The sequence below is a fragment of the Bacillus sp. K2I17 genome (assembly GCF_002209985.1).
In the GTDB taxonomy this organism is placed as follows: Bacteria; Bacillota; Bacilli; order Bacillales; family Bacillaceae_G; genus Bacillus_A; species Bacillus_A wiedmannii.
This window is the reverse complement of record NZ_NJGF01000013.1, coordinates 69,221-85,265: the sequence shown is the minus strand read 5'-3', so window position 1 is coordinate 85,265 and position 16,045 is coordinate 69,221. Positions and strand designations below refer to the sequence as shown.

The following is a 16,045-nucleotide window of genomic DNA, read 5'->3' as shown; positions in this document are numbered from 1 at the left end:
TCAATACATGCAAAAAGAGGTGCAATTTGCACCTCTTTTTTACTTAATAAGCCTTAAGCACATGAAGCAAATAATCCTTACGATTCAGCGGATTATAATCAACACGTTTTCGAGTAGGGAAGGGAGCCTTCAGTTCTTTGTAACCAGATGGCTTCGTTGTAAAAATGCCTTCTCCTTCAGTGAATGAATGAAGCATTCGCTTAAAATTCTCTGTTTTCGCAACAGGTAATGAACCTGTTAACTCGTAAGAATCATTATTGAATATAGGATCTGCAAAAGCTGCTGGAATGGCAGCTAATTTATACATTGCGGTACTAATTGCGTACTCCGGTACATTCAATTCAAACTCGTTTACTGGTTCAAATACACATGTTTCAGCTTGCTTTAAAGCATCCATTAGTACGAGTGGTGTTAAGTTTCTAAAATCACTTGCTGTTGTAACAGGACTAGCATAACCTGTATGTGTTAACGTGACGATAATGTCCGTAACTTCCCATCCGTATAAACCTTGTTTTAACGTTTGAAATACAGTATCTTCAATTGCTTTATGAAATGCTAATGGAAGTGATCCCAGTTCAACACCTAACTTATATGTTACGCCAGAATTAAGTTCACCACGTTCGATTTTAAAGCCAATTGTTGCGTAAAATGGATTCGTTTTTTCACCCATTACTTCAACGCTATTACCTACGCCAATTGGCTTCTCAATACATACAACCCGCGTATTTGAGAAAGTCACCTGCAAATTATATTTCTCAAAAAGTGTTGTTTCAATTACTTCTTTTTGTACTTCCCCGAAAAGGCGAATATATAGTTCATTATGAATATCATCTTTCCACACTTTAATGAGCGGATCTTCTTCACATAGATCCATAAGTGCAGCGTATAGATTATGAATTCGTTCTTTTGGTACTGCTTCAATAGCAGCTTCCATTTGTGGTTCGGCAAAGTGAATGTCTTTTATATAATTCGTCCGTTCACCGATAATATCACCAATTTTAATATCATTCAGTCCCCACACTTTGCAAAATTCTCCGCTAGGAACGATTGAAGCTTGAACTGCATTTCCGTTATGAAACATACATATTTTCTTAATCTTTTCTTTATGTGCTAGAGCGTCATCACGCAGTATATGAACATATTTTCTAACGTGTAAACGACCAGAAAAAACTCTTACATATGCAATCTTTTCCCCGGAAGGTTCACGTTCAATTTTAAAAACAACACCGGATAATACTTCATTTTCTGCCGACTTATTAGCGGGAATTAAGTCTGAAATATTTTCGAGCAGTTCAGTTACACCTGTACCTGTCATGGCTGAACCGAAAAAGATAGAGAACACATTTGCTTGCGCTATCTGTGTAATGAGTTCCTCTCTTAATAGTGTGCCCGGTACGATTTCATTATTTACATATGACTCAAGTAATGATTCATTATATGGTGCTAACAGTTCTATACAATTGTCATATGATTTGTATTCAATGATTCGGGCTTCTTTCGTTCCTTCGTTTTCTACAGAGTAGAAAGGGAATGCTTCATTTGAAAGAACCTCTTTTATTTGTTTCATAACTTTTTCAGTATTTGCGCCATTACGATCAATTTTATTTACGAATAATATTGTTGGTATGTTTAGTTTCTGCAATGTCCGCATTAAAATTTTTGTTTGTGCTTGCACACCTTCAACGGCAGAAATAGCTAAAATTGCACCGTCTAAAACGCGGAATGATCGCTCCACTTCAGCGATAAAATCAGCGTGTCCAGGTGTGTCAATGACATTTACTTTTACATCATCAATAAAGAAAGATACGACAGATGCTTTAATCGTAATTCCGCGTTGTCTCTCTAATTCCATTGAGTCAGTTTGCGTATTACCACTATCTACTCGGCCAATTTCTTTAATCACATTCGTTTCATAAAGAATACGCTCAGTCAAACTCGTCTTGCCAGCGTCTACGTGCGCGACAATCCCTATATTTATTGTTGTCATTTGTGAATATCCTCATTTCATTTTCCATTTTTAATTCCTCATTTCTATTTGTGTATTGCCGCATTACAATCACTCTCCAGTCATTTGAATTATTACTATTATAATGTAATTTACATTTTTTGTAATGCTACAAAGCGCCTAAATTTGGAAAAATATAAATGAAAACAAAATGCTTGCATTTTAAATCGATATAGATTATATTAATTGACATATCAACTATTGATGTATCAAATATTTTTAAATTGGATATAAAGGAGGGGTAATTTGACAAGTTCATGCTCAAAAGAAGCAATTATTTTATATAAATTACACTTTCTAAATAAAGACGTAAGTTCGAAATTTGAAGGGTGTACGGGTATGAGTCAATCTAGACTAGAACTTATACTTCAGTTATATGAAGTAGGTGAAATTAGCCAAAAAGCACTTCAGCAAGAAGTGAATATTGATAATGCAGCGATTACGAGGCATTTAAAACAGTTGGAAGCAAACGGAATGATTACAAGGCGTAAAAATCCAAATGATAACAGAATTACGTTAGTTTCTCTAACTGAAGAGGGACGAAATAAAATTCAAGTGTATCAGGAGGAAAAAGAACGTTTTGCAGCATCTGCATTTAAAGGATTAAGTGAGGAAGAGCGCGATAATCTTTTAAATATGTTAAATCACATTCAAGAAAACATAAAAGAACTATAAAAAGGGAGAATACAACTATGACTAACTCAGTAAAAACAAATGATTTTAACGAAATTTTAACAGGACGCCGTTCAATTCGTAAATACGACACATCAGTGAAAATTAGCAAAGAAGAAATGACAGAAATTCTTACAGAAGCAACACTTGCACCATCTTCTGTAAACATGCAACCATGGAGATTTTTAGTGATTGAAAGTGACGAAGCGAAAGCGACACTTGCACCACTTGCGAAATTCAATCAATCTCAAGTAGAAACATCTTCAGCAATGATCGCTTTATTTGGTGATTTAAACAACTTTGATAACGCAGAAGAAATTTACGGTACAGCAGTAGAGCGTGGTTTAATGCCAGCTGAAGTAAAAGAAGATCAAATGAAAAAACTTTCAGGTTACTTCTCAATGGTTACACCAGAAGTAATGAAAGATACTGTTTTAATTGACGGTGGACTTGTAGCAATGCAATTTATGCTAGCAGCTCGTGCGCACGGTTATGACACTTGTCCAATTGGCGGATTTGAAAAAGACCAAATCGCAGAAGCTTTCGGATTAGATAAAGAACGTCACGTACCAGTTATGTTAATTTCAATCGGAAAAGCTGCTGATAGTGGTTACCAATCAGTACGTCTTCCAGTTGAAAAAGTTGCTGAGTGGAAGTAATTTTATAAATACAGAAATAAGTGAGATATGAGAGGGGAAACACCATGATTATTATTCACGCAATATTTCAAGTAGATCCAGCAAAACAACAATCATTTTTAGAAGGAATTCGTCCGCTGATTCATAGTTCAAGAGAAGAAAGTGGAAATATATCTTATGACTTATATAAAGATACAGAAAATGAAAATGTATATACGATGGTAGAAGTATGGAAAGATGAAAAGGCAGTTGCGAGTCATAATACGAGTGAACACTTTACATCTTTCGTTAGTAAAGCAGCACAGTTTTTAACTGCTCCACTTAATATAAAAGCTTATAATGGAGAGTTAGTGAAATAATAAGGTAGAAAAAGATGACTTTAGCGTATAGCTAAGGTCATCTTTTTTATTTTGATAGGAACATATTTACTTCTATAGTAATGTGTTATAATTTGGAAATGAATAATTCTTAATTTTCAGAAAAAATAAGGTTAGGAGATAAATATATGAATACATTAAAGAAAATTATTAACAATATTTCGAAGGTTATTATAGGAAAAGATGAATCGATTGAACTTGCAGCTATAGCTCTCATAGCAAGAGGCCATATTTTATTAGAGGATGTACCTGGGACGGGAAAAACAACATTAGCGAAAAGTTTGGCTAAAAGTGTAGACGCTAAATTTCAAAGGATTCAATTCACAGCGGATACTTTGCCTGGAGATGTTATTGGTCTCGAATATTTTGATGTGAAGGAATCAGAATTTAATACGAGGTTAGGTCCTATTTTTGCAAATATAGTACTAGTGGATGAAATTAATCGTGCTGTACCGAGAACACAATCTTCGTTATTGGAAGTGATGGAAGAACGTACTGTTACGATTGCCAAACAGACACATTCATTACCAGAACCTTTTTTAGTTATTGCAACGCAAAATCCTCTTGAATCGGCCGGAACATTTCCTTTACCTGATGCTCAGCTAGACCGTTTTTTACTTACTATACGTCAAGGGTATCCTACGAGAGAAGCAGAAAAGGAGATGATGAATCGTTTTCAAACGAATGATCCGTTAGCAACGTTACATTCAATTATTTCAACTGAAGAAATTATTACAGTGCAAAAACGTGCAAAAGAAGTTTTAGTAGGAAATGATGTGCAAGATTATCTTCTTGAAATCATTGAGGCAACGTGAAAGCATGAGCTAATTGAAATTGGTGTAAGCCCGCGGGGGACGTTGGCATTTATGAGAGCGATTCAAGCACGGGCAATATTAAATGAAAGAGATTATTGTACGCCAGATGATATAAAACTACTGGCTGCATCGGTTTGCGCTCATCGTTGAACGTTAACGATTGAAGGGGAGATGAAAACGACGAAAGCACAAATCATGAAAGAAATTCTTCATATGATTAGTGTGCCCGTGGAGAATGTACGATGAATCAACAACTTGTGTATACACCTTTAGCGGAGCCTTTCGTAATAGGAGTTATGTCAGTTGTAGCCGTTATTTTATGTGTATTTTCAAGTAATCTACTTATATTATCTCTCGTATTTTTGTATGTAATTTTAATAGGTGCGATGCATGTGTACATACGTAAAGTGTCTCGTGTTGAATGGGAATACAGTCAAGGGAATTCAAACATTTTTATAGGTGAAGCGAATATGTGCAAAATGAAAATTTTAAACAAGTCGTTATTCCCTATTTTCAATATCGTATTTCGATTTAAATGTGAAAATACGTTAACTTGGAATCATGATGAAATAAACAAAAATACGAATACAGGTTCAAATTATTATATGAATTTACATTTAAAAGGAAGAGAGTCAGTTTCATTTGATTTGCAAGCTGTAGCTATAAAAAGAGGAATTGCGAAATGGGAAGAAGTTGAAATTGTCATTACGGATCCCTTTGGATTCATAACGAACCATATAACATATAAACAAGTTGAAACGCCGTCTTATTTAGTTTTACCAGCTGTTCCGAAAATGCAAGTTCCTGAATTACAAGAATGGTCACAAGGATTTCGAAAAGCGATGTCATCACCCTTATATGATGAAACGAAAGTAATGGGAGTGAAGTCGTATGAAAATGAAGATTTTCGTTCCATCCACTGGAGTGCGACAGCGAAAACAGGGACGATAACTGCGAAAAAGTACGAGCGAACACAATCAGATAAATATGCGATTTATCTCAACTTGCAAAATAAAAGCGGTATTTCTTTGCGAAAGGATACAGAGGAACTAATTGAATTAACAGCAGGCATATGTAAACAACTGCTCATGCAAAACTGTTCATTTGAAGTATGGATCAATAGCGTAAAAGATAATGGGTTATTGCATATAAAGAACGGTCATAACCGGAAACATTTGCAAAATGTATTAAAAGTACTTGCCGCAATATCGGACCAAGATACGCCTGTATCTTCTACTTATTTTTACACAGCAGGCTTTCGTCGTAAAGAATTGGATGCAGTTCCTTTAATTCTTGGTACTTCCCCAAGGAAATACAGCAGAACGAATAAATGGGTTGTAATTAAAGAATAAGAAGGGGTTTATGTCATGGCTAATAAAGAGCGACATATGAAAGTGAAGATTTGGAGTGTTAGAGTTTTCATGATACTTTTCTTTACGGTTAGTGCGATAACGTTATCACAAGGTGTTGTGCATGTACAAGACATAGTAAAAGGGCTTTTTTCTAGCAAGACGAAGACAATATCGGAAAGAAATTATGATTTTACTAGTTTAGACGAACAGTTTGATGAACCTGAAAGAATTATAGATGAAGAAACAGGAGTTGTAGATACAAGAACAAAAATAGATAGGAAAATTCCACTTTTTGTACGAAAAAATTCATGGACTGATGTGTTTTCTGTTCTTTCAAATTCATGGATTAGTGTCGTTTTTTATGTAATTATTGCAGTGGTCATTCTATATGCTTTTTATAAATTAATGAGGAAAAAGGTAACGAAATCAGAAATAGAACAGGATAAACAATCGATAACAAAGGAAAATACGGATAGAACCGAAAAGAAAAAGAAAGTGATGCGTCAGTTTGAACAGTTGTTACCTAAAGATACGATAAGGAAAACGTTAGTTGAATGGGAAAGAACTTTACCATTTCACGAACAGAGAAGATCCTATGAAACGATGCAACAATGGTTAAAGAGAATTTGTAGAACGAGAGATATTATTCCGATATATGAGTCTGTTCGTTATGGTGAAAAGACGTATACGGAGTTAGATATAGAGAAGACTGTACGATGGATAGAGCGAGACGGGAAAGGGTGACGTTAATATAAGTAAAAAAAATTAACTGTAAATTAATTTTATTTACTTATATTTAATTATATGGTAATGCATACTTACTTTTTTATATCGCTAACAATGGAAAAAGGTTGCCTTAGTAGAGTATTGCTCGTTGAATTTTTTGTGAGGTTATCTTCATTACATCAATATAGGATGAAAAAGAGATAAATAAATTACGGGTAGTATGTAAATAAAAATTATAATTTATTTTTAAATTTTTGTAAGGGTGTGAAAATAGAATGAAACCGGTATTGAAAAACATACTCCTTTCCTTTATTTTTTCTGCAGCAGGGATGTGTTGGTTTCTGTTTATGTTAGTTAGAGGAGGCGGAGACTGGTTATTGTATTGGGTAGGTGTATTAATGGCCTTTTTATCTTTATACACATTAATAGATTTATATTGTAAGTATACATACGATAAAACATTAAGTAAATTGTTTATCAAAGCAACAGTTACTACCTTTAGTTTTGCCGTATTAGGAATCACCTTTGGTATTGTACACGAGCTATTACAGCCATGGAGTCTCAGTTTAATGGTTTGGTATTGGTTGTTAGTGTTACTTTTATATGTAACGACCATAATATTATTAGTTTTTGTAGTATTTGTTAATCGTAAAAATCATAATATCCTTGGAAGATATAGAATACTTATACTGCTTAATCTATTTCTTACGTTAGCACCAGTGCTGTGGCCATTACTATTTACTATTATCGGAAATGGCATGAACGCTAGTGCAGGATGGTAAAAGTGAATGAACTAAAAAGTTGATATAGGGTTTTAAGTATGTAAGAGAACGTGTTTTCATAAATTGAAAACACGTTCTTTTTTATTTTCATACATTGCTTTTTCCATTGGGTCATTAAATTTTGAACGTAAGTATTTCGTAAGGAATGGATAAGAAAAAAGAGAGGTTTATCATATAGGATGAAAGTATAGCTTGAATCAATACGATATGAATAGAGGAGAGAAAGCCTTATGAAAAAAAGTTATTCAATTAAGTTAGCGAGTTTGGCAGTTTTATTAGCGGGTACTACTTTATTCACACCAGGTTTTACTGTGAAAGCAGAATCTACTCAAAATATTTCTAATTCGTCAGAAGCACATGATCAAAAGAATCTGAATGGTTGGAAACGAGTCATGCAGGAAACAATCCAAATTGGAGCGCCAGGGGTATTAGCTAAGACGTATAATAACGGAAAAATTAGTAGTTATAATGCTGGCCTCGCGGATTTAAGTACAAAGAAATCGATGAAATCGGACTATCGCTTTCGGATTGGTAGTGTGACGAAAACTTTTACTGCTACGACTGTTCTTCAATTAGTAGGAGAAAATCGCGTGCAACTTGACGATTCTATTGAAAAGTGGCTACCTGGCCTCATTCAAGGAAATGGATATGATGGCAATCAAATTACGATACGTCAACTTTTGAACCATACGAGTGGTATAGCTGAATATTTAAAGTCAAAAGAAGCTGACATTATGAATTCGAAAAAAACGTATACAGCAGAAGAAATAGTGAAAATAGGACTTGCTCTACCTCCAGATTTTTCGCCAGGTAAAGGTTGGTCGTATTCAAACACAGGATACGTAATACTAGGAATGCTTATTGAAAAAATAACTGGTAATAGTTATGCGGAAGAAATTGAAAAACGAATTATTGAACCTTTGGACTTGGCAAATACGTTTTTACCAGGTAATTCACCAGTCATCCCAGGAAAGAATCATGCTCGAGGGTATATGAAAATTGACGAAACAAGTGAATTGAAAGACATGACGTATTATAATCCGAGTTTAGCTAATTCAGCGGGAGATATGATTTCAGATGCAGACGATTTAAATAAGTTCTTTTCATCTTTGCTCGGTGGTAAGTTATTGAAAGAACGCGAGCTAAAAGAAATGCTTACTACAGTTCCAATAGAAGGAAAAGATCTTGGTGATGGATATGGCCTTGGGATATATGAGACGAAACTTCCAAACGGTGTTTCAGTTTGGGGTCACGGAGGAGCAATTCCTGGGTATATGACTTTTGCTGGTGGAGTAATTGGAGGCAAGCATACATTTGCTGTCAATGTTAACTCTTTAGGTCCGGTTGATATTCTTACACAGTTTAATAAAATGATGCAAATTGAATTTAAGAAATAATAGATGAAAAGAGTTCTACTATAGAGGTATATAAGGACTTGTATGCGATTTAATTATTATTAAAATATAGTCTTAAAAAACCCCGAATCATGAGCAATTTACTTCCCATGATTCGGGGTTTTTACGTGCTGTTACAAGAAAAGTAATGATGTATTTAAATTTTTTTATTTTACTATAAATCTATTATATTTATTTGATATTTCTTATTTATAGTGACTTTTACATTTTTAAAATATTGGAACATACAAAGGTAAGTAGTTCTAGGTTTTGGAGTTAATAATAAGTAAATTCTGATTTTTGTTGAAAAATATTCGAATGTATTTCCTTAATTTACATAATAATGTACTTTTATCGTATGAATTAATATCTTAAAGCGTATTAATGTTGACGCATTTCCGAAGGATAAAACAAAACATTTTTGGAAGATGAAAAATAGAACACATATACAAGTCCTTTTTCAAAAGAAACAATATGTATGAATTAATAACAAATAGAATTAAGTATACAAAAATAGATAATTATGATTTGTGTCTAAATGATTGACTATTATGAAATTAATGATTAATATAGGTTTTATATTTTAATTCCATTTTTATTACAAATATGTATTTTATTGCAATTTAAATTGTGTTTTAAACTATAATTGAATATATTGTGAAAAAGAATAGGGAGCGGGAACAGCAATAGAAAAGGCTATATTTTCAAATTGTGTAATGAAATCAAAGGGAGGATAAATATGTATAAACAAGTAGTAGAACTGTTAGAAGAAGCGGCTATATCGTATAAACAATATACACATGAACCAATATTAGATTATGAAACAGATAGAAAAATTAGAGAAAGGTTTAAATTAGAAGGTGTACCCAGTAAAAGTTTATTTTTAAAAGATAAATCAAATAACTATTACATATTTGTAACTGTTGAAGGAGAAAAATTAGATTCAAAACTTATGAAAGAGTTGGTTGGAAAAAGGATTTCTATTTGTTCAGCCGAGGAGTTAATAGAAAAAACTTCTTGTGTTCCAGGATGCGTATCTCCATTTGGCTATTCAGATGAAATCACACTTATTATAGATCGAAAAATTTATAACTATAATAAATTTTTATTATCTCCCGGTATACCTGAGATAACAATTGAAATACCTACAAAAAGTATAAATGAAATTTTAAATATTGTTGAGAATAATATTTTACTATATGAGAAAAAATCATAAATATATTAGGGGGGCTTTTAGTAATGCCAACTACAAAAATGTATTTATACGATCAAAAGAGAATAATTGAAGAACAAAATAAAGGGATTTTAGATGAGTGGAAAACTGTATCTTTCAATAATTTTCACGATAGCATTTTAGATCAATCTAAACCATTTCCGTGTTATTTTGCAGTGGATTCTGAGAAACATGGTTGGTCTAGATATATATTTTCCGAATCGGCTTATGATGAAAATGAATTGTTCAAACTAAGAGATGGGATTTATGAATATATTAAAACATATCAACAAATTGCAAAGAGAACTACTTTAGTAATATTTTTTAAACCATCTAATAAACAATTACTGGCTGAAGAATACAAAAAACAATTTTGGAATGTATTACAATTTTTAATGAGAAATGATCCGGAGCCATGGAATGCAGAAATACCAATAGATTCTTATAACGCTAAATGGGAATTTTGTTTTGGTGGTGAACCTATATTTGTCGTTTGTAGGGCTCCAATATATTCTGAGAGAAAAAGTAGATATACAGGAACCGGCCTTGAAATTACGTTACAACCTCGAGGTACTTTGGATGATATTACAGGTGATACAAAACAAGGGAAACAAGTGCGGAAAGTGATTAGAAAACGTTTGTTAGCATATGATGATATTCCAATGCATCCAGATATAGGGGATTACGGAATAAAAGAAACCTTTGAATGGAAACAAATGAAGAAAGTGTAATGAGATGTCCTATTACGGGGTTGAAGAAAAATGATTAGCATGATATTCAGTTATATATTATTAGGGATTTCATTGTCTGCACCAGTCGGTCCGATTAATGTTGCTCAAATAAATAAAGGAATAAAAAATGGTTTTTTGAGTGCATGGTTAGTGGGAGTCGGGGCAATGTCAGCAGATGTTGTAATGATGTTTTTAATTTACTTTGGTATTTCGACTTATTTAACAACTCCAGTTGCTCAACTTTGCATTTGGATTTTTGGTTTTGTAACGATGATTTATTTGGGTTATGAAAGTATGAAAGAAGCTACTAAACAAGTTCAATATATTTCATCAGGTGAAAAAGAACATCCTTTAAAATCTTTTCTATCGGGGTTTGCTATCGCAATTTCTAATCCATTAAATATTATTTTTTGGATAGGGATATATGGATCAGTTCTAACTAGTGCCATGAATACTATTGGAAAAGAACAAGCTTTATGGTATAGTGCAGCCATTTTTGCTGGGATTATGCTTTGGGATATATTTATGGCTACATCTATTCATTTTGGTAGAAGATTTATTAATCATACAGTAATGAAATGGATTTCTATAGTAGCAGGCATTGTTTTAATTCTGTTTGGAATATATTTTGGCTACGAGGCAGTAAAAGGAACTGCTCAACTATTGTGAACTTTTTGATGATTAGAGAGAATAGTGATTTATTAGAAATTTATTCATCGCGAATCTTTTGGTTTTTGAATTTGTTAATCGATGGGTATAGGTTAATTCCTTATAGTAAAAGACTTATAGAATCATTCTATAAGTCTTTTTATTGCGGTATAGCAAAATATATAGGTACATTCTCTTCTCACAAGGAGAAATAAAATTCTTAACAAGAGCGATAAAATAAATATATAAGCAGTAAAGCAAATTTCAATCAAAGTAGCTTGTTTGCATTTCAAAAATCTAGAATATTTTTAATTGCTATGAATGACTTTCACACCTTTTGCCGGCACCCCTGCAACGACGGTGTTTGCAGGTACATCTTTTGTAATAACTGAACCTGCAGCAACAATTGAATTGTTCCCAATTGTAACACCAGGAAGTATTGTTGCGCTAGAACCAATCCATACATTTTCACCAATTGTAACAGGGGAAGCGTATGTCGTATTTCTTGTTTCTAAAGTTAGCCCGTGATTAAGTGTGGCAATTGTAACATTCATACCGATCATACAATTGTCTCCTATATGAATTCCGCCTCTATCTTGAAAAGAACATCCAGTGTTAAAAAATACGTTTTTTCCAATTGTAATATTTTTACCGAAGTCTGTATGAAACGGTGGAAAACACATAAAAGATGGATCAATGTTGTTACCTGTTAATTCACTAAATATCGCTACAATCTCTTCTTTAGAATGATAAGATGTATTTAATTTCATTGTTATCTTCTGGGCTTCATAGCTACATTGAACTAGTAGATCATGTAATTCTTTATCCTCGCCTGAAATAGGCTTGCCGGCCTTACAAAAATTTATAAAATCTTTCATATCCATTGTTATACTCCCCTCTAAAACGCTAATCTTTTCAATACAATCATAAAATGATACGATTCCAATATCAAATACCTATATTAAATACATTCATATGCTTATTAGCTATATGTAAAAGGAGACTATCGTGGAAATTCGAGTGTTACGCTATTTTATTGCTGTAGCAAATGAAGAAAGTATTTCAGCAGCTGCAAAACAATTACATTTGTCACAGCCAACATTATCAAGGCAACTGAAAGATTTAGAAATGGAATTAGGAATAAATTTATTTATAAGAGGAAATAGGAAAATATCATTAACAGAAGAGGGGAAATACTTATTTAAAAAGGCGAAGGAGATTGTTGATTTAGCAGATAAAACGGAAGCGAACTTAAAAGATTCAAAAGAAATGATAAGCGGGGAAGTTTACATTGGTGCCGGTGAAACTGAAGCGATGCATCTTATTGCGAAAACATTAAAAGTATTAATAAAAGACTATCCAAATATTCGATTTCATTTGTACAGCGGAAATGCTGATGACATTAAGAGTAAATTAGATAGTGGATTATTAGATTTTGGTGTCGTTATAGAGCCAACTGATAAACAAAAATATGAATATGCACAATTGCCAGCTAAAGACACTTGGGGTGTATTAATGTGTAAAGATAGTCCTTTATCGGATAAACAAGTTATTAGCTCAGTGGATTTAATAGAGAAACCATTATTCATTTCACGACAATCTACTGTTAGTAATGAATTAACAGGATGGTTTGGACAAAGTATAGATAATTTAAACATCGTCGCAACCTATAATTTGCTTTATAATGCAGCACTTATGGTTGAAGAAGGTATTGGATATGCATTATGTATAGATAAGATAATTAACACTTCAGGAAATAGTAAACTTTGCTTTAAACCATTACAACCTAAATTAGAAGCGAACTTAAATATTATTTGGAAAAAGAATCAAGTTTTTTCAAATGCAGCCCATGCCTTTATAAATCAGCTCCGAAATAGTATGAACTAATCATAATTTGAAATGCAAAGTAAAAAACGTGCCATCGTATTAAGGTGACACGTTTTTTACTTTACGAAATAGTCGTTATTCTTTCGAAGATTTCAGTAAAACAACTGCACAGAAATGTTTATGTTCAAAAGGAGAAGTAGTGAACAATAAAAACGATATTGATTCTGAAAATTGTTATTTTTATGATTATTAAATATAATAGGGGTACGTATTTAGTGGGCTTGTATGAAAAATAGTTTATTTAATTAATTATTTTTCATCTTAACTAATATAGCATTGGAGTTGAATACAGTGGAACAAAAGGATTTCAGGTGGAGTAACAAGCAATTAAGAGAACATGTTGAAATAATAGATGGCAAAAGAAGTCCGCACATTTTATTTAAGAATGCAACTTATTTAAATTCCTATATGCACGAGTGGATGCAAGCAAATATTTGGATCTATGATGATCGCATTATTTATGTAGGAGAAAGACTGCCAGCGCAACTACATAAATGTGAAGTCATTGATTGTGATGGAAAGTATATAGTTCCAAGTTACATAGAACCGCATGCACATCCATATCAATTATATAATCCAGAAACGTTAGCAAATTATGCGATGCAGTTTGGGACGACGACTTTTATTAATGATAATTTAACTTTATTTTTCACATTACAACGTGAAGAAGCATTTCGTTTATTAGATGAATTTGAAAAGATTCCAGCAAGTATGTATTGGTGGTGTCGTTTTGATGGACAAACTGAATTGCAAAACGGGGAATCTTTATTTAATCGTGAAGAAATAATAGAGTGGCTTAAGCATAAAGCAGTTCTTCAAGGTGGCGAGCTAACAGCGTGGCCAAAGTTATTACATGGCGATGATGAAATGTTACATTGGTTGCAGGAAACGAAACGATTACATAAAAAAGTGGAAGGACATTTTCCAGGAGCATCTGAAACGACTTTAGCGAAGTTAAAACTGTTAGGTACAGATTGTGATCATGAAGCGATGACAGGACAGGAAGCTTTCACTCGTCTTATGCAAGGTTACACGGTTTCCCTAAGAAATTCTTCAATACGCCCAGATTTAGAAGTGTTACTCAAAGAATTGTTGGAACTAGGAGTAAAGCAGTTTGATAGATTTATTCTTACTACAGACGGCTCACATCCTTCGTTTTATGAAAATGGAATGACAAACGTAATGATAGCTACCGCGATAAAACAAGGAGTGCCAATAATAGATGCTTATCATATGGCAAGTTATAATATCGCTCGTTATTATAATATGGAACATCTACATGGTTCAATTGCGACAGGTAGAATTGCTAATATTAATATTTTGGAAAGTAAAGAAAATCCGGTTCCAATAAGCGTACTTGCAAAAGGGAAATGGGGGAAGCGTGACGGAATAAACAAAAATGAATCATTACAAATAGACTGGAGTAAATTCAAAGTAACTCCAGTATTATTAAACTGGTCCATAGAAAAAGAGGATATGATTTTTTCTCATAAAATGGGTATACATTTATTGAATAACGTTATAACTAAACCATACACGAGTGAAATTGATTTAAACTGTGATGAACTTTCTCTAGATCATGATGAGTGTTTTCTTATGATGATTGCTCGTGACGGTACGTGGCGAGTGAATACAGTTGTGAAAGGTTTTGCGAAAGAACTAGGTGGTCTTGCTAGCTCTTATTCTGGTACCGGCGACATCATTCTTATTGGGAAGAATAAAGAAGATATGCTTACAGCTTTTCATAGAGTAAAAGAGCTTGGCGGGGGAATGGTAATAGCTGAAAAGAATGAAGTATTACACGAAATCGCATTACCATTGCTCGGGATTATGTCTAATTTAAAAATGAGTGAATTAATACAGGAAGAGAAACAGTTGGTGAAATTATTGCAAGAGCGTGGCTACAGGTATGACGATCCGGCATTTACCATTTTATTCTTTTCTGCGACGCACTTGCCTTTTATACGGGTAACGCCTATAGGACTATATGATGTGAAAAATAGTAAGGTAATGGCTTCACCGGTAAATTTAATAAAGCAATGTTAATATGAAAGGCTCTATAAAAGTCCAATTTATAGGGCCTTTCACATTGTTAGCATAAGAATATTGTAAGACTCAAATGATATAGTATATAAATCATTTGAGGTGATATGTAAATATGAAAAAAATATTTTACATTTTAAGCGTATTTATTTTGTGTGTATCGATACAACACGTTGTACATTCCCAATCAGATGCACCAAGGTTATCTTCTGATTGTCTTGAAAAAAGGAAAATTCGAGATGAGAAGTATGTGAAAAACATTATGAGGGACATTAAATCTACGTTTGATTTAAATATTGATGCACACAGTTTTTGGGAAGTAAGTAAAAGAGATCTGGAGGCTGCCCATTTGATGTATGGTGGAAAGGAAAATGATTCTTATTATAATTCGCTAACTAAAATTTATGATAGTGGTGGATTTAGCGAGCAGCCCAGCTTATTTGTGAGGGCGCAAGAAGCATTTTTACTTTATAAAGAAAAAGATAATATTAATGTAATGAAACGCCTTAAACTAGACGTTGAAAAAGGGGAATGGCTCGTTATAAAAACGAAAAAGAAGAAAGGGAAAAAAGTGAAATTCAAACCGTTACAATGTGAAAAAGATTATCTGAAAAAGAGAAATGAGTACCATAATGTAAAATGAAATAACGGAAATTTTGAAGGGGAAAAATTCCGTTAAGAATTGTAAATGAAGCGGTAGAAATTACTAATAATTTCACCATAAAAAAACGTCATTTTTTATTTTTAAAATGACGTTTTTTT

The 16,045-nt window shown here is 33.0% G+C and carries 14 protein-coding genes and 2 pseudogenes; 14 read left to right on the top strand and 2 right to left on the bottom strand.

All coding sequences use genetic code 11. From position 1 onward, the window contains the following. Positions 1 to 43 precede the first annotated feature (43 nt). Positions 44 to 1,987, bottom strand: a complete 1,944-nt coding sequence (locus tag CER22_RS16630; RefSeq protein WP_088609194.1) for an elongation factor G — start codon at positions 1,985 to 1,987, stop codon at positions 44 to 46. Positions 1,988 to 2,251: 264 nt separating this feature from the next. On the opposite strand from CER22_RS16630, the gene CER22_RS16620 reads away from it, so the two are divergent. The 11 genes and pseudogenes from CER22_RS16620 to CER22_RS16570 all read left to right on the top strand — a co-directional run bounded on the left by CER22_RS16620 (position 2,252) and on the right by CER22_RS16570 (position 11,374). Then, positions 2,252 to 2,680 carry a MarR family winged helix-turn-helix transcriptional regulator gene (locus CER22_RS16620; protein ID WP_088609193.1) on the top strand — a complete coding sequence of 143 codons (429 nt, stop codon included), beginning with the start codon at positions 2,252 to 2,254 and terminating at the stop codon, positions 2,678 to 2,680. 17 nt (positions 2,681 to 2,697) lie between these two features. After that, a complete protein-coding gene (locus CER22_RS16615) occupies positions 2,698 to 3,336 on the top strand; it encodes a nitroreductase family protein (protein ID WP_088609192.1) in 639 nt (212 codons plus the stop codon). Between the two features lie 44 nt (positions 3,337 to 3,380). After that, positions 3,381 to 3,674: a putative quinol monooxygenase gene (locus tag CER22_RS16610; protein WP_088609191.1), complete on the top strand. Its 294-nt coding sequence runs from the start codon at positions 3,381 to 3,383 to the stop codon at positions 3,672 to 3,674. Positions 3,675 to 3,820: 146 nt separating this feature from the next. Beyond that, a pseudogene (locus tag CER22_RS16605) lies at positions 3,821 to 4,753 on the top strand (AAA family ATPase). After that, positions 4,750 to 5,859, top strand: coding sequence for a DUF58 domain-containing protein (locus CER22_RS16600; RefSeq protein ID WP_088609190.1), 1,110 nt, complete (start codon positions 4,750 to 4,752; stop codon positions 5,857 to 5,859). The pseudogene CER22_RS16605 and the gene CER22_RS16600 overlap by 4 nt, the downstream one beginning before the upstream one ends. Before the next feature lie 15 nt (positions 5,860 to 5,874). Next, positions 5,875 to 6,603, top strand: a complete 729-nt coding sequence (locus CER22_RS16595; protein WP_088609189.1) for a hypothetical protein — start codon at positions 5,875 to 5,877, stop codon at positions 6,601 to 6,603. Between the two features lie 257 nt (positions 6,604 to 6,860). Next, positions 6,861 to 7,367, top strand: a complete 507-nt coding sequence (locus tag CER22_RS16590; RefSeq protein WP_088609188.1) for a DUF3902 family protein — start codon at positions 6,861 to 6,863, stop codon at positions 7,365 to 7,367. A 230-nt stretch (positions 7,368 to 7,597) separates the two neighbouring features. Continuing rightward, positions 7,598 to 8,764, top strand: coding sequence for a serine hydrolase domain-containing protein (locus CER22_RS16585; RefSeq protein WP_088609187.1), 1,167 nt, complete (start codon positions 7,598 to 7,600; stop codon positions 8,762 to 8,764). 736 nt (positions 8,765 to 9,500) lie between these two features. After that, positions 9,501 to 9,977 carry a YbaK/EbsC family protein gene (locus CER22_RS16580; RefSeq protein ID WP_087984608.1) on the top strand — a complete coding sequence of 159 codons (477 nt, stop codon included), beginning with the start codon at positions 9,501 to 9,503 and terminating at the stop codon, positions 9,975 to 9,977. 23 nt (positions 9,978 to 10,000) lie between these two features. Next, positions 10,001 to 10,743, top strand: a pseudogene (locus CER22_RS16575) (YqcI/YcgG family protein). Next, positions 10,736 to 11,374 (top strand): LysE family translocator, encoded by a 639-nt coding sequence (locus CER22_RS16570; protein WP_000624898.1) that lies wholly within the window; start codon positions 10,736 to 10,738, stop codon positions 11,372 to 11,374. The pseudogene CER22_RS16575 and the gene CER22_RS16570 overlap by 8 nt, the downstream one beginning before the upstream one ends. 287 nt (positions 11,375 to 11,661) lie before the next feature. On the opposite strand, the gene CER22_RS16565 is transcribed toward CER22_RS16570, so the two are convergent. Further along, on the bottom strand, positions 11,662 to 12,237 hold the full coding sequence (locus tag CER22_RS16565; RefSeq protein WP_088609186.1) for a sugar O-acetyltransferase: 576 nt from the start codon (positions 12,235 to 12,237) through the stop codon (positions 11,662 to 11,664). Positions 12,238 to 12,361: 124 nt separating this feature from the next. On the opposite strand from CER22_RS16565, the gene CER22_RS16560 reads away from it, so the two are divergent. The 3 genes from CER22_RS16560 (at position 12,362) to CER22_RS16550 (ending at position 15,926) form a co-directional block, all read left to right on the top strand. Then, positions 12,362 to 13,240, top strand: a complete 879-nt coding sequence (locus CER22_RS16560) for a LysR family transcriptional regulator (RefSeq protein ID WP_088609185.1) — start codon at positions 12,362 to 12,364, stop codon at positions 13,238 to 13,240. A 291-nt stretch (positions 13,241 to 13,531) separates the two neighbouring features. Then, positions 13,532 to 15,286 carry an adenine deaminase C-terminal domain-containing protein gene (locus tag CER22_RS16555; RefSeq protein WP_088609184.1) on the top strand — a complete coding sequence of 585 codons (1,755 nt, stop codon included), beginning with the start codon at positions 13,532 to 13,534 and terminating at the stop codon, positions 15,284 to 15,286. Positions 15,287 to 15,398: 112 nt separating this feature from the next. Further along, positions 15,399 to 15,926 (top strand): hypothetical protein, encoded by a 528-nt coding sequence (locus CER22_RS16550; protein WP_088609183.1) that lies wholly within the window; start codon positions 15,399 to 15,401, stop codon positions 15,924 to 15,926. Positions 15,927 to 16,045 lie beyond the last annotated feature (119 nt).